Annotated in this window: 9 protein-coding genes; 5 read left to right on the top strand and 4 right to left on the bottom strand. The window is 68.6% G+C overall.

Features of this window, described 5'->3' with window-relative positions; genetic code table 11:
- Positions 1-6: 6 nt before the first annotated feature.
- On the bottom strand, positions 7-510 hold the full coding sequence (gene greB, locus DSC_RS05860) for a transcription elongation factor GreB (protein ID WP_014160219.1): 504 nt from the start codon (positions 508-510) through the stop codon (positions 7-9).
- Positions 511-874: 364 nt separating this feature from the next.
- Entirely contained in the window at positions 875-1,336 is a 462-nt protein-coding gene (locus tag DSC_RS05865; protein ID WP_014160220.1) for a hypothetical protein, read from the bottom strand.
- A gap of 295 nt (positions 1,337-1,631) precedes the next feature.
- Between DSC_RS05865 and DSC_RS05870 the strand changes: the two genes are divergently transcribed.
- From DSC_RS05870 to DSC_RS05890, 5 genes are all read left to right on the top strand, one after another.
- The gene (locus DSC_RS05870; protein ID WP_014160221.1) at positions 1,632-3,215 is read left to right on the top strand and encodes a transglycosylase SLT domain-containing protein; all 1,584 of its coding nucleotides are present in this window, start codon (positions 1,632-1,634) and stop codon (positions 3,213-3,215) included.
- A gap of 244 nt (positions 3,216-3,459) precedes the next feature.
- Positions 3,460-4,680, top strand: a complete 1,221-nt coding sequence (locus DSC_RS05875; RefSeq protein ID WP_014160222.1) for an efflux RND transporter periplasmic adaptor subunit — start codon at positions 3,460-3,462, stop codon at positions 4,678-4,680.
- An 85-nt stretch (positions 4,681-4,765) separates the two neighbouring features.
- The gene (locus DSC_RS05880; protein ID WP_014160223.1) at positions 4,766-7,999 is read left to right on the top strand and encodes an efflux RND transporter permease subunit; all 3,234 of its coding nucleotides are present in this window, start codon (positions 4,766-4,768) and stop codon (positions 7,997-7,999) included.
- A gap of 36 nt (positions 8,000-8,035) precedes the next feature.
- Complete coding sequence (locus DSC_RS05885) at positions 8,036-11,179, top strand: efflux RND transporter permease subunit (protein ID WP_014160224.1); 3,144 nt, start codon at positions 8,036-8,038, stop codon at positions 11,177-11,179.
- A gap of 193 nt (positions 11,180-11,372) precedes the next feature.
- Positions 11,373-11,717: a hypothetical protein gene (locus DSC_RS05890; RefSeq protein WP_014160225.1), complete on the top strand. Its 345-nt coding sequence runs from the start codon at positions 11,373-11,375 to the stop codon at positions 11,715-11,717.
- Positions 11,718-11,738: 21 nt separating this feature from the next.
- On the opposite strand, the gene asd is transcribed toward DSC_RS05890, so the two are convergent.
- On the bottom strand, positions 11,739-12,581 hold the full coding sequence (gene asd, locus DSC_RS05895; protein WP_014160226.1) for an archaetidylserine decarboxylase: 843 nt from the start codon (positions 12,579-12,581) through the stop codon (positions 11,739-11,741).
- A complete protein-coding gene (locus DSC_RS05900; protein ID WP_014160227.1) occupies positions 12,578-13,231 on the bottom strand; it encodes an SCO family protein in 654 nt (217 codons plus the stop codon). The genes asd and DSC_RS05900 overlap by 4 nt, the downstream gene beginning before the upstream one ends.
- Between the last annotated feature and the right edge of the window lie 71 nt (positions 13,232-13,302).

Below are 13,302 nucleotides of genomic sequence, written 5' to 3' on the forward strand. Positions count from 1 at the left end.
GCACGCTCAGCCGGCGTAGGACACGGCCACGATCACGAAGCTGGCGGTGCGCCCGGGCAGAGCCGCCTCGAACTGGTCGTCCACCTTCTTCTTGAGCATGGCCCGGGCCAGCGGCGAATCGATGCTGATGTGGCCCAGCGCCGCGTCGGTCTCATCCGGGCCGACGACGCGGTAGCGCGCGGTCTGCCCGGTTTCCACGTCTTCCAGTTCCACCAGGGCGCCGAAGAACACGGCCTGCGGGTCCGACGGTGGCCCGGCGACCACGCGCAGGGCCTCCAGGCGCTTGCTCAGGTAGCGCACGCGGCGGTCGATCTCGCCCAGCTGCTTCTTGCGGTAGGTGTACTCGGCGTTCTCCGAGCGGTCGCCCTCGGCCGCGGCGGCGGCCAGCGCCTTGACCACCTCGGGCCGGCGCACCCGCCACAGCTGCTCCAGCTCGGCCTTGAGCGTGGCGTGGCCGGCGGGAGTGATCAGGGCGGTGCTTTTTTCGGCAGGCGGGCGCCAACGGCTCATGCGTGATGGGACGAGGTGTTGCGGAAGATGGCGCCGATTTTACGGCGTGTGCGTGTACCCGGACGCGGCGTCGGTGCAAGGCGCCGACACGCCAGCAAACCGGTCCGCTCAGCGTGCACGGCGGCAGGGCGACCGCGGCTACCGACGCGGTGCCGGGCAGGGAACAGTGCAAAAAGTTCGGAGCCAGGCCCGGAACGGTTTGAGTGGCCGCAGGCCGCGCGCTGCGCCGGCAGGTGCATGCCTCAAATCCTTCCATCTCCCTGCACAGCGCCGACGGTGTGGTCCGCCTTCGCCTGGCGCAATCGTCAACCCGATGACGCGTTCGGCAGCCGTGCCGAGCCCCCTGCGCCGCTGGCGGGTCGCTTCAGCGCGCACGCTTGAAGGTGTAGGTACCGTCCTGGCTGTGCAGCTCGTCGGCCGAAACCACCTCGAAGTGCACGTCCTGCGCGGCCTTGTCCTGCGGGTCCAGGAGCAGCAGGCCCGGGCCGGCCGCCGACCAGGTGCCGCTGCTGCTGAGCTGGGCGCCGCCGGCATTCAGGGTCTGGGTATAGGCGCCGTCGGCCTCGAGGATGAGCGTGGAGCCATTGCCTTCGAATTCGCCAGCCAGGGCCTTCGCATCGATCACCACGCCGGCCTTGTCGGTGACTTCGGCGGCCGGCGCCTGGTCCACGGCGCTGGTGGCGTCGGTGCCGGGCGTGGTTGCGGCCGGCGTGGTGGTGGCCTTGGTCTGGGGCGGCGTCGAGGCCTGCGGCGCGTCGGCCGGTTTGCAGGCGGCCAGGGCAAGTGCGACGGTGACGGCGAGCAGGGACAGGCGGAGCACGGTCATGCGGCGGTTCCTTGTGTGGCACGGTTTCTTCAACGCACCTGAGGGCAGAGGCGTGCGGCAGCTTTGGCTAACGCCGGTGCCCGGCAGGATCGGGTCCATGGAGGCTCTATTTCGCGAAGTCGTTTCGATTCTAGGCGCAGTTGGCAGCCAGCAGTTGGCAGCCAGGGGTGCGCCGACTGCGGCCGCCGGCCCCGATCCCGACCGGCCGCTGCCGGGCCGGTCGCCTGCGACCCTTGCCGCTGCGCTGCGACCACGGCTACCCTGCCGAACCGTGTTTGCCTGTGTCGTGTGTCTGATGCCCGTTTCGCTCCGCGCCGTTCCGCTGCTTGCCGCGCTCGTCCTGCTGCCGTTGTCCACAGCGGCCCTGGCACGGGTCTCGGCCAGGGACCAGGCGGCCGCCGACGCCCTGGCCCAACGCATGCAGGCCGCCGAGAAGCGCTACACCGATGCCCTGGTGCTGGCCTCCAACAGCGATCCCAAGGGTCAGGCCGAAGGCGACGCGGCGCTGGAGGACATGGAGGACGTGCTGGATGCCTGCGCCAGGCAGAAGGGTTGCCAGATCCACACCCTGCTGGCCAGCTACAAGCGCCTGCTCAAGGAAAAGGTGGACGCCCAATCCGATGCCGAAGGCGACGACCTGGTCGGCGAGAACACCAGCGACGATCCGCTGGACGATGGCAGCGACCACAGCGTCCCGGCCGATTCCAACATCCCCGACTCGGCCCGGACCACGCGGCTGCTGGACGACCAGCGCCATCGGTTCGATTCGATGGTTGCCTACAACCCGGCCGTGCAGGCCGGCATCCGCCGCTGGCTGACCGACATGCGCGGCACCCTGATCGACAGCTACGAGAACTACCAGAACCTGCGTCCGCAGCTGCTGCCGGCCTGGCAGGCCACCGGGCTGCCCGAGGCGCTGCTGTTCGGGATCATGGCCAAGGAATCCAATGGCCGGGTGCATGTCAGCTCGCGCGCCGGCGCGGCCGGGCTGATGCAGTTCATGCCGGCCACCGGCAGCCGCTTCGGGCTGGGCCAGGACGGGACCGGCTTCGATACGCGCTTTGATCCGTACGCGGCGACCGAGGCGGCGGCCGCGTACATGAACGAGCGCATGGGCGAATTGGACCGCAACATCGAGTTTGCCCTGGCCGCCTACAACGGTGGCGAGGGCCGCGCCGGGCGGATCTACCGCGACCATCCCGGCGCCAGCTTCTGGGATGCCGAGGTGTACCGCCAGTTCCCGGCCGAGACCCAGGACTACGTGCCGATGGTGATCGCCGCGGCCTGGCTGTACCTGCATCCCAGGCAGTACGGGCTGGAGTTCCCGAAGGTGGATGCCAGCCCGGCGCCGCTGAAGCTGGTGCGCACCGCCTCGATCTACGAGCTGACCATCTGCCTGGGCAACGGCCGCACCCGCGAGGGCTTCATGCGCGCGCTGCGCAACCTCAACCCGCGCTACCAGGCCGAAACCTGGATCCCGGCCGGGTCCACGATCAACGCCAGCGCGCACATGGTCCGGCTGTACAACCGCCAGTGCGTCAAGGGCCCGACCGCCGAGCTGGCCCACACCCTGGTCACCGCCACGGTCGATTCGGCCATCAGGGACGACAGTCCCCGCACCACGCGCGTGGCCGTGGGCGATGTCAGCGGCGTGCCGGTCGGGGTGCCCACCACCGTGGCCACTGGTGCGCCCAGGCCAGCCAGGCCTCCGGCTGCGCAGGTCCGCAGCTACAAGGTCGCCCGCGGCGACACCCTGGGCAGGATCGTGGGCAAGTTCCAGTGCGACACCAGGGAACTGGCCAGGGCCAACGGCCTGCGCGCGCCATCCTATGTGCTCAAGCCCGGTCAGCAGCTCAAGCTGACCGGCTGCGATCGCTGAGCTGATCCGGTAGCCGCCGCCGACCGCGACATCTGGCGACCGGACGCGGGGCGCCTTGCATCCGCAGCGTGCAGGGGCGCGCAGGTGTCAGCGCGGTGACATCTGCGCCTGGACTGGCTGAACGAATGCCGTTGACGCGGCCGTGCCCCTGTCATCAGTCATGCAGGCAGCTGCGTTCACTGCCGGTAACCTTGTGGACTGTCGCCGGGGGGCGTGCCGTCCCCCCCATCCGGAGAATCATTGCATGTCGCGTAAATGGAAGATCGCCCTGGCGGTGGTCGTGTTGGTGGCGGTCGTGGCATTTGGTCTGCGCGCATGCGGCAAGAAGGGCGCGCCGGAGGATACCAAGCAGGGCGGCCAGGACAGTACCAGGCCGGTGCCGGTGACCGTCGAGTCGGTGACCACCCAGAATGTGCCGGTGTACCTCAGCGCCACCGGCACGGTGACCGCGCTCAACACGGTCACCATCAATCCGCAGACCAGCGGGCGCCTGATGAGCCTGGAGTTCAGCGAGGGCCAGCCGGTCAGGAAGGGCCAGGTGCTGGCCCGGATCGATCCGCGCGAGCTGCAGGCCGCCTACGACCAGGCCGCCGCGGCCAAGAAGCAGAACCAGGCCCAGCTGCAGACCGCGCGCGACACCTACGCGCGCCTGACCGATCCGGCCTACGCCCCGTACGTGGCACGCACCGACATTGATACCCAGAAGAACCTGGTCGCCCAGTACCAGGCCGGCGTGGCCGCGGCCGATGCGGCCATGCAGGCGGCCAGCGTGCAGCTGCAGTACACCAACATCATCTCGCCGCTGGACGGCATCGCCGGCATTCGCGGCGTGGACGTGGGCAATATCGTCAACACCAGTACCACGATCGTGACCATTACCCAGGTCGAACCGATCTACGCCTCCTTCAGCCTGCCGGCGCAGGACCTGAGCGCGGTGCGCGCGGCCCAGGCCAGGGGCGAGGCGGTCGTGGCCGCGCTGGACAGCACCGACCAGCACGTGATCGCCAGCGACGGGGTCCTGGACGTGGTCGACAACCAGGTCAGCACCGACACCAACACCTTCCGCCTGCGCGCGCGTTTCCCCAACACCGATCATGTGCTGTGGCCGGGCCAGTTCATCAACGTGCGCCTGCAGGTGGCCGTCATCAGGGGCGGGCTGGTGGTGCCGACCCAGGCGGTGCAGCGCGGCCCGGACAGCGATTATGTGTACGTGGTCCAGCCCGACAACACGGTCAGGATGACCAATGTGACCACCGGGGTGGAAGTGGGCGATACCCACATCGTGGTCACCAAGGGCCTGAAGGCCGGCGACCGGGTGGTCACCGAAGGCCAGTTCCGGCTCAAGCCCGACGCCAGGGTCAATGCGCTCAAGCCTGGCCAGGCGCCGCCGGAGCCGACCGAGCAGGAGCTGCAGCAGGCCATCCAGGGCCAGCGCGGTGGCCGCCGTGGCGGTCCGCCGCGCTGATCCACCCCACGCCTGCGCTGCCTCGGCAGCGCAGGTGCGCCGCCTTCGGCGCGGCTGCACGACGATCTGACAGGACGGACTTCCCTTGGGCTTCTCCAGCATCTTCATCCGCCGCCCCATCGCGACCACGCTCCTGATGATCGGGGTGATGCTGCTGGGCATCCTGGGCTACCGCAGCCTGCCGGTCTCGGCGCTGCCGGAAATCGATTCGCCCAGCCTGGTGGTGACCACCCAGTATCCGGGCGCCAGCGCGGCGACCATGGCCGCGCTGGTGACCACGCCGCTGGAGCGCCAGCTGGGCCAGATCTCCGGCATGGAGATGATGACCTCCGACTCCTCGGCCGGGCTGTCCACGATCGTGCTGCAGTTCTCGATGGAGCGCGATATCGACGTCGCCTCCCAGGACGTGCAGTCGGCCATCCGCCAGGCCACGCTGCCCAGCGGCCTGCCCTACCAGCCCACCTACAACCGGGTGAACCCGGCCGACGCGGCGATCCTCACCCTGAAGCTGACCTCGGACACGCTGCCGCTGCGCGAGGTCAACCGCTACGCCGACTCGATCCTGGCCCAGCGCCTGTCGCAGGTGCCGGGCGTGGGCCTGGTCTCCATCGCCGGCAACGTGCGTCCGGCGGTGCGCATCCAGGCCAATCCGGCCATGTTGTCCAGCATGGGCCTGACCCTGGAAGACCTGCGCAGCGCATTGACCCAGGCCAACGTCAACGCGCCCAAGGGCTCGCTCAACGGTGTCACCCAGTCCTACAGCATCGGCACCAACGACCAGATCGAGGACGCTGAGGGCTACAACAGCATCATCATCAGCTACCGCAACGGCGCGCCGGTGCGCCTGGGCGATGTGGCCAAAGTGGTCGACGGGGTGGAAAACGACCAGCTCTCGGCCTGGGCCGACGGCAAGCAGGCGGTGCTGCTGGAGATCCGCCGCCAGCCAGGCGCCAACATCGTCCAGACCGTGGCCGCGATCCGCGCGCTGATGCCGCAGCTCCAGAGCGTGCTGCCGGCTGAGGTGAAGCTGGACATCTTCTCCGACCGCACCGAGACCATCCGCGCCTCGGTGCACGAGGTGCAGTTCACCCTGATCCTCACCATCGGCCTGGTGGTGGCGGTGATCTTCGTGTTCCTGCGCCGGCTGTGGGCCACGATCATTCCCTCGGTCGCCGTGCCGCTGTCGCTGGTGGGCACCTTCGGGGTGATGGCCTTTGCCGGCATGTCCCTGGACAACCTGTCGCTGATGGCGCTGGTGGTGGCCACCGGCTTCGTGGTCGACGATGCGATCGTGATGATCGAGAACATCGTGCGCTACATCGAACAGGGCAAGAGCGGGCCGGAGGCGGCCGAGGAGGGCGCCCGGCAGATCGGCTTCACCGTGCTGTCGCTGACCATCTCGCTGGTGGCGGTGTTCCTGCCGCTGCTGCTGATGCCGGGGGTGACCGGGCGGCTGTTTCACGAGTTCGCCTGGGTGCTGTCGATCGCGGTGGTCATCTCGATGCTGGTGTCGCTGACCCTGACCCCGATGATGTGCGCCTACCTGCTCAAGCCCGACGCGCTGCCCGAAGGCGACGATGCGCACGAGCGCACCCACGCCGCTGGCAGGCGGAACCTGTGGTCGCGCACGGTCGGCCTGTACGAGCGGACCCTGGACTGGGTGCTGGCCCACCAGCGCCTGACCCTGGCGGTGGCCCTGGCCACGGTGGCGGCGACGGTCCTGCTGTACATCGCCATCCCCAAGGGGCTGCTGCCCGAGCAGGACACCGGCCTGATCGCCGGCGTGGTCCAGGCCGACCAGACCGTGGCCTTCGACCAGATGCAGGCGCGCACCCAGGCTGTGGCCACGGCGCTGCGCAAGGACCCGGCGGTGACCGGGGTGGCTGCCTTCATCGGCGCCGGCACCATGAATCCGACCATCAACCAGGGCCAGATCAGCATCGTGCTGGCCGAGCGCAGCCAGCGCGAAGGTCTGGACCAGATCGTGCCGCGCCTGCACAAGGCCGTGGCCGGCATCCCGGGCGTGGCGCTGTACCTCAAGCCGGTCCAGGACGTGACCCTGGATACGCGGGTGGCGGCGACCGAATACCAGTTCTCGCTTTCGGATGTGGATTCGGCCGAGCTGCAGGTCCAGGCCGAGCGTGTGACCCAGGCGCTGCGCCAGCGTCCGGAACTGTCGGACGTGGGCAACAACGCCGCCAATGCCGGCCGCGCGCTGATGATCAACGTCAACCGCGACACCGCCAGCGCGCTGGGCGTGCCGATGCAGACCATCGACGATACCCTGTACGACGCCTACGGCCAGCGCCAGATCTCGACCATCTTCACCGCACTCAACCAGTACCGGGTGGTCCTGGAAGTGGCGCCGGAATTCCGCACCCGCGAGGCACTCATGAACAAACTGGCGGTGGCCAGCAACGGCAGCGGCGCGCTGACCGGCAGCAACGCCACCACCCTGGGCCAGGTGACCTCGTCCAACTCGGCCACCGCCACCGGCATCGGCAACGCCAACATCGGCATCAATGTGGGCACCGGTGGGGCGATCCCGCTCTCGGCGCTGGCTACCTCGCAGGTGGGCACCACGCCGCTGGTGATCAGCCACCAGCAGCAGCTGCCGGCGGTGACCGTCTCCTTCAACGTCACCCCCGGCTATTCGCTCTCCCAGGCGGTGGCCGCGATCAACCAGGTGCGCGAGCAGCTCGACCTGCCCGATACGTTGCGCACCGAGTTCATCGGCAAGGCCGCCGAGTACTCCTCCAGCCAGTCCGACGTGGTCTGGCTGCTGATCGCTGCAGTGGTGGTGATCTACATCGTGCTGGGGGTGCTGTACGAAAGCTACATCCACCCGCTCACCATCATCTCGACCCTGCCGCCGGCCGGCGTCGGCGCGCTGCTGGCGCTGATGCTGTGCGGGATGAGCCTGTCGGTGGACGGCATCGTCGGCATCGTGCTGCTGATCGGCATCGTCAAGAAGAATGCGATCATGATGATCGACTTTGCCATCGATGCCCGCCGCGAGGGCATGAGCGCGCACGATGCGATCCGCCGCGCCTGCCTGCTGCGCTTCCGCCCGATCATGATGACCACTGCCGCCGCGCTGCTGGGCGCGCTGCCGCTGGCGCTGGGCGATGGCATCGGCTCGGAGCTGCGCAAGCCGCTGGGCGTGTCCATCGTCGGCGGCCTGTTGCTGTCGCAGCTGGTGACCCTGTACACCACCCCGGTGATCTACCTGTACATGGAGCGCTTCTCCGAGCGCGTGCAGCGCTGGCGCAACCAGCGCGCGGCCGGCGACGGCGCGCCGCTAGCGGAGGCCGGTTGACGGTCGCCCCACGCGATCGCAACCGCGAACCGAGCCATGACGCGCCGAGTCAGTCTCTCCAGCATCTTCATCCGCCGGCCGATCGGCACCTCGCTGCTGGCGGCGGGCCTGTTCGTCATCGGCCTGATCTGCTACCTGCGCCTGGGCGTGGCCGCGCTGCCGACGCTGAGCATTCCGGTGATCTTCGTCCAGGCCAGCCAGCCCGGCGCCGACGCCAGCACCATGGCCGCCACGGTGACCGCGCCGCTGGAGCGCCGCCTGGGCCAGGTGCCCGGCATCGACACGATGCGTTCGAGCAGCTTCGAAGGCCGCTCGATGATCTTCCTGAGCTTCAATCCCAGTCGCGACATCGACTCGGCCGCGCAGGACGTGGCCGCCGCGTTGAGCGCGGCCAGCATGGATTTGCCCTCGGGCATGCAGCCGCCCAACTACCAGAAAGCCAACCCCAACGACGATCCGCTGATTGCCATGGCCCTGACCTCCGACACGCAGTCGGCGGCGGAGCTGTACAACCTGGCCGACTCGCTGCTGGCCCAGCGCCTGCGCCAGGTGGCCGGCGTGGCCTCGGTGGACATTGCCGGCGCGTCCACTCCGGCGGTGCGCGTGGACGTGAACCTGCGTGCGCTCAATGCCATGGGCCTGTCGCCCGACGACCTGCGCAATGCCATGCGCGCGGCCAACGTGGTTTCGCCGACCGGCTTTCTGTCCGACGGCAAGACGACCATGGCGGTGATCGTCAACGATTCGGTGCGCAAGGCGGCCGACTTCGCCAACCTGGCCATCGCCAGCCAGAACGGGGTGACCGTGCGCCTGAAGGACGTGGCCAGCGTCTACGACGGCCAGCAGGACGCCTATCAGGCCGCGTGGTTCAACAGGAAGCCGGCGGTGGTGATGTACACCTTCATCCGCAGCGGCGCCAACGTGGTGGAAACCGTCGACCGGATCCGCGCCCAGCTGCCGCTGCTGGAGAAGTACCTGCCGCCGGGCACCACGCTGACCCCGTATTTCGACCGTACCCCGACCGTGCGCGCCTCGCTGCACGAGGTGGAGATCACCCTGCTGATCAGCCTGGCGATGGTGGTGCTGGTGATGGCGCTGTTCCTGCGCCGGCTGGCGCCGACCCTGATCGCCACGGTCACCGTGCCGCTGTCGCTGGCCGGCTCTGCGGTGGTGATGTACATCCTGGGCTATACGCTCAACAACCTGAGCCTGCTGGCGCTGGTGATTGCCATTGGCTTTGTGGTCGATGATGCGATCGTGGTGATCGAAAACATCATGCGCCACCTGGATGAAGGCAAGTCGCGGATGGAGGCGGCCATCGCCGGCTCGCGCGAGATCGGCTTCACCATCGTCTCGATCACCGCTTCGCTGATCGCGGTGTTCATCCCGATCCTGTTCGCCAAGGGCATGATCGGGGCGTTTTTCCGCGAGTTCACCGTGACCCTGGTGGCGGCCATCGCGGTCTCGGCGATCATCTCGCTGACCCTGACACCGACCCTGTGCAGCCGCTTCCTGCAGCCACACGATGCCAGCCAGGCCACCTCCAGGCTGGGCCGCCTGATCGAGGCCGGCCACGCGCGGATGCTGCGCCTCTATACCGTGTGCCTGGATTTCAGCCTGCGCCATGCATTGCTGCTGTCGATGACGCCGTTGATCCTGATCGGCCTGACCATGTTCCTGTTCACCAAGGTCCAGTCTGGCAGCTTCCCGCCGCAGGACACCGGCCTGATCTGGGGCCGCGCCCAATCCAGCGCCACGGTGTCCTTCACCGACATGAAGAAGCGCCAGGAGCGGATCACCAACATGCTGCTGGCCGACCCGGCGGTCAAGGTCGTGGGCGTGCGCCTGGGCAGCGGCCGGCAGGGTTCCAGCGCACAGTTCAACGTCGAGCTCAAGACCCGCGCCGAGGGCCGCAGGCAACCCACCTCGGTGGTGCTCTCGCGGCTGAGCGCCAAGGCCGACAAGTATCCGGACCTGCAGCTGCGCCTGCGCGCGGTCCAGGACCTGCCCAGCGATGGCGGTGGCGGCAGCAACCAGGGCGCGCAGTACGAGAAGTCCCTGCAGGGCAACGACCTGCAGGAACTCCAGTACTGGCTGCCCAGGGTGGTGGCCGAACTGAAGAAGAACCCCAAGTTCCGCGACGTTGGCAGCGACGTGGAAGAGGGCGGTCTGCGTCAGAACATCGTGATCGACCGTGACAAGGCTGCGCGCCTGGGGGTGTCGATCGGCGCCATCGACGGCGCGCTGTACGGCGCCTTCGGCCAGCGCTCGGTGTCCACGATCTACTCCGAGCTCAACCAGTACTCGGTGGTGGTCAATGCGCTGCCCAGCCAGACCGCCAGCCCCGCGCAGTTGGACGCGATCAAGCTCAAGACCCGCAGCGGCCAGATGATCCCGCTCACCGCCCTGGCCAGGCAGACCGATGCCCTGGCGCCCTCGCAGGTCACCCACCTGAACCAGTACACGGTGATGGACCTGAGCTACAACCTGGCCCCGGGCGTGAGCACCGGCGAGGCCGATGTCATCTTCAGGTCGGTGGTCGAAGGCATGCGCATGCCCGGGGACATCAAGATCGCCCAGGACAGCGGCTGGGGCGCACAGCTGAATCCCAACTCGATGGGCGTGCTGGTCCTGGCCGCCATCCTGACCGTCTACATCGTGCTGGGCATGCTCTACGAGAGCCTGATCCACCCGGTCACGATCCTGTCCACGCTGCCGGCGGCCGGTGTGGGCGCGCTGCTGGCGCTGGTGGCGACCAACACCGAGCTGTCGGTGATCTCGATGATCGCGCTGGTGCTGCTGATCGGCATCGTCAAGAAGAACGCGATCATGATGATCGACTTCGCCCTGGTGGCCCAGCGCGAGCACGGCCTGGAGCCGCTGGCCGCCGTGCGCGAGGCCTCGATCGTGCGCTTCCGCCCGATCATGATGACCACCATGGTCGCGCTGCTGGCCGCGCTGCCCCTGGCGATCGGCCTGGGCGAAGGTTCCGAGCTGCGCCGGCCGCTGGGCATCGCCATGATCGGCGGCCTGCTGGTCTCGCAGAGCCTGACCCTGCTCAGCACGCCGGCGCTGTACGTGATCTTCTCCTGCCTGCAGCGGCACTGGCGCAACTGGCGCGCGCGCCGCCGCGAGAAGAAGCTGGCCGGTCGCCGCCAGCGCCTGGCCCGGGCCAGCTGAACGATCGGGGACCGGGATCGGTGCTGCAGTGCAAACGCGCGGCGGCACCGGTGGGGGATGAAAACGATCTCTTCGTGACCCGGCGCACACCGGGCGCGCGTGTGCATGCCGATGACCGCGCACGTTCAACAATCTGCAATGCGCCAGCGCCACACTGGCTGCACAGGGGCGGTAACCAGTCAGGGAGTCCGCAATGAACGTCATCAGCAACACCCGCCTGCCGCGGGTCTTCATCGACATCGAAGCAGAACAGGAGTACTGGCAGGACTGGTACCAGAACCTGCCCGGCGCTGCGGCAGCGCGCGGATTTGCCGCCTACTGGCCGGTGATCGGCGCGGTCTACGACGTCTACATCAACTATCCCGGCTGGGATTCGGACCGCGCCCAGGCGCGCTATGCGCGATGTGCCGCAGTCCAGCTGCTGGGCCTGAGCGAGCGCCAGGCCAGCGAGGTGTTCTCCCAGGTCTGGGGCCGCATCAGCGGCGAGCGCCTGGGCCGGGCGGCGCTGGAACGCACGGCGCGACCGTACGCGGCGTAGCCCCGGGATTCGCCGCGGGCCCTACCGCAACCGCGCCAGCGCCTGGCCCAGCCGCACCGGGGTTTGCGCACCCAGGTTTGGTGCCAACGTGGCCACGCCCGGCGGCAGCAGCACGATCACGGTGGAGCCGTAGTTGAAGCGGGCCATCTCGCCGAAACGCTCCAGCACGATGCCGCGGCCGCGGTAGTCCTTGCGCGTGATCCTGGTGGCGTACGCGGGGATCTCGACCCCGCTCCACACCGTTTCTACGCCCGAGACCAGCATCGCCCCGACCATCACGCAGGCCATCGGGCCAAAGTTGGTATCGAAGTGGCACACCAGCCGCTCGTTGCGCGCAAACAGGCCCTGGACCCTGGCCACCGCGTCGACGCCCACGCTGAACAGGCGCCCGGGCACGTGCACGGTCTCGCGCAGGGTACCGGTCCAGGGCATGTGCACGCGGTGGTAGTCGCGCGGCGACAGGTACACCGTGGCGAAGGCGCCGTGCTCGAACGGCGCGGCGTCGGCGTCGCTGCCCAGCAGCGCGCTGGCGGTGAAATGGCGGCCCTTGGCCTGGAAGATGCGGCCGGACTCGATCGGCCCGCACTGGCTGATGCGGCCATCGGCCGGCATCAGCAGCGCACGCGGATCGGGGTCGGGCACCCGCGCGCCCGGCCTGAGCGCGCGGGTGAAGAACGCATTGAAGGTCGGGTAGGCGGTGGGGTCCGGCTGCGCCGCTTCGGACAGGTCCACGCCGAACCTGGCCACGACCAGGTCGATCAGGCGCTGCTTGATCGCCGGGTTGTGCGAGTACGCCAGCCTGCGCGCAAGCGAGGACAGCAGCTGGTGCGGCAATGCATAGGTGACGGTGGTGACCAGGCTCACTTGCTGGCCTGTGTGAGCGCGAGCATGTCCGCGGCGATGGCTTGCGGATTGAACGGCGGCTGGATGAGCCCGGCCATGCGCGCCTGCGGATCGAGCACGATCAGCTGTGCGGAGTGGTCCATGGAGTAGTCCTGCGGGTTGTCCTTGAAGTGTTCGCCTGGCACCTTGATGAACACCAGGCTCATCGCGCGGGCGAAGTCCTCCAGGGCGGGAATGTCGGCGGTGGCCGCCAGGGTGTCACGGTGGAAGGCGTGGGCATATTCGCCGACCCTGATCGGGCTGTCGCGCTCGGGATCGACCGAGACCAACAGTACCCGCGGCCGCACGCTGTCGGCCAGCGCGGCCCACTGCTTCTGCGCCTGGGCCAGCTGGGCCAGGGTGGTGGGGCACACATCCGGGCAATAGGTGAAGCCCAGGAACACCAGGGTCCAGTGCCCGCGCAGTTCGCCCTGGGTCAGCTGCGTGCCATCGGACTGGCGCAGCGAGAATGCCGGCAGTGGGCGCGGCGTGGGCAGCAGGGTCACCGCCTGGGTTGCCGGCCAGCGCGCGTTGTTGGAGGTGGACGGCCCCAGCAGCCTGTTGCCGGCCAGCACGCCCAGCACCGCGGCGATTGCGACCAGGAGTGCGACACCCAGAGTGCGTTTGGACATTGTTTACGTTTCCGCTGCAACGAGGAACCATGATACCGGCCGCCCCCCTATAATCGGCGGCCGCCTTCCGC

This window comes from Pseudoxanthomonas spadix BD-a59, from assembly GCF_000233915.3.
Classification (GTDB): domain Bacteria; phylum Pseudomonadota; class Gammaproteobacteria; order Xanthomonadales; family Xanthomonadaceae; genus Pseudoxanthomonas_A; species Pseudoxanthomonas_A spadix.

Excerpts from the sequence above, each read along its gene's own strand:
- greB (WP_014160219.1), bottom strand. The coding sequence starts at position 510 with ATGAGCCGTTGGCGCCCGCCTGCCGAAAAAAGCACCGCCCTGATCACT.
- DSC_RS05865 (WP_014160220.1), bottom strand. The coding sequence starts at position 1,336 with ATGACCGTGCTCCGCCTGTCCCTGCTCGCCGTCACCGTCGCACTTGCC.
- DSC_RS05870 (WP_014160221.1), top strand. The coding sequence starts at position 1,632 with ATGCCCGTTTCGCTCCGCGCCGTTCCGCTGCTTGCCGCGCTCGTCCTG.
- DSC_RS05875 (WP_014160222.1), top strand. The coding sequence starts at position 3,460 with ATGTCGCGTAAATGGAAGATCGCCCTGGCGGTGGTCGTGTTGGTGGCG.
- DSC_RS05885 (WP_014160224.1), top strand. The coding sequence starts at position 8,036 with ATGACGCGCCGAGTCAGTCTCTCCAGCATCTTCATCCGCCGGCCGATC.
- DSC_RS05890 (WP_014160225.1), top strand. The coding sequence starts at position 11,373 with ATGAACGTCATCAGCAACACCCGCCTGCCGCGGGTCTTCATCGACATC.
- DSC_RS05900 (WP_014160227.1), bottom strand. The coding sequence starts at position 13,231 with ATGTCCAAACGCACTCTGGGTGTCGCACTCCTGGTCGCAATCGCCGCG.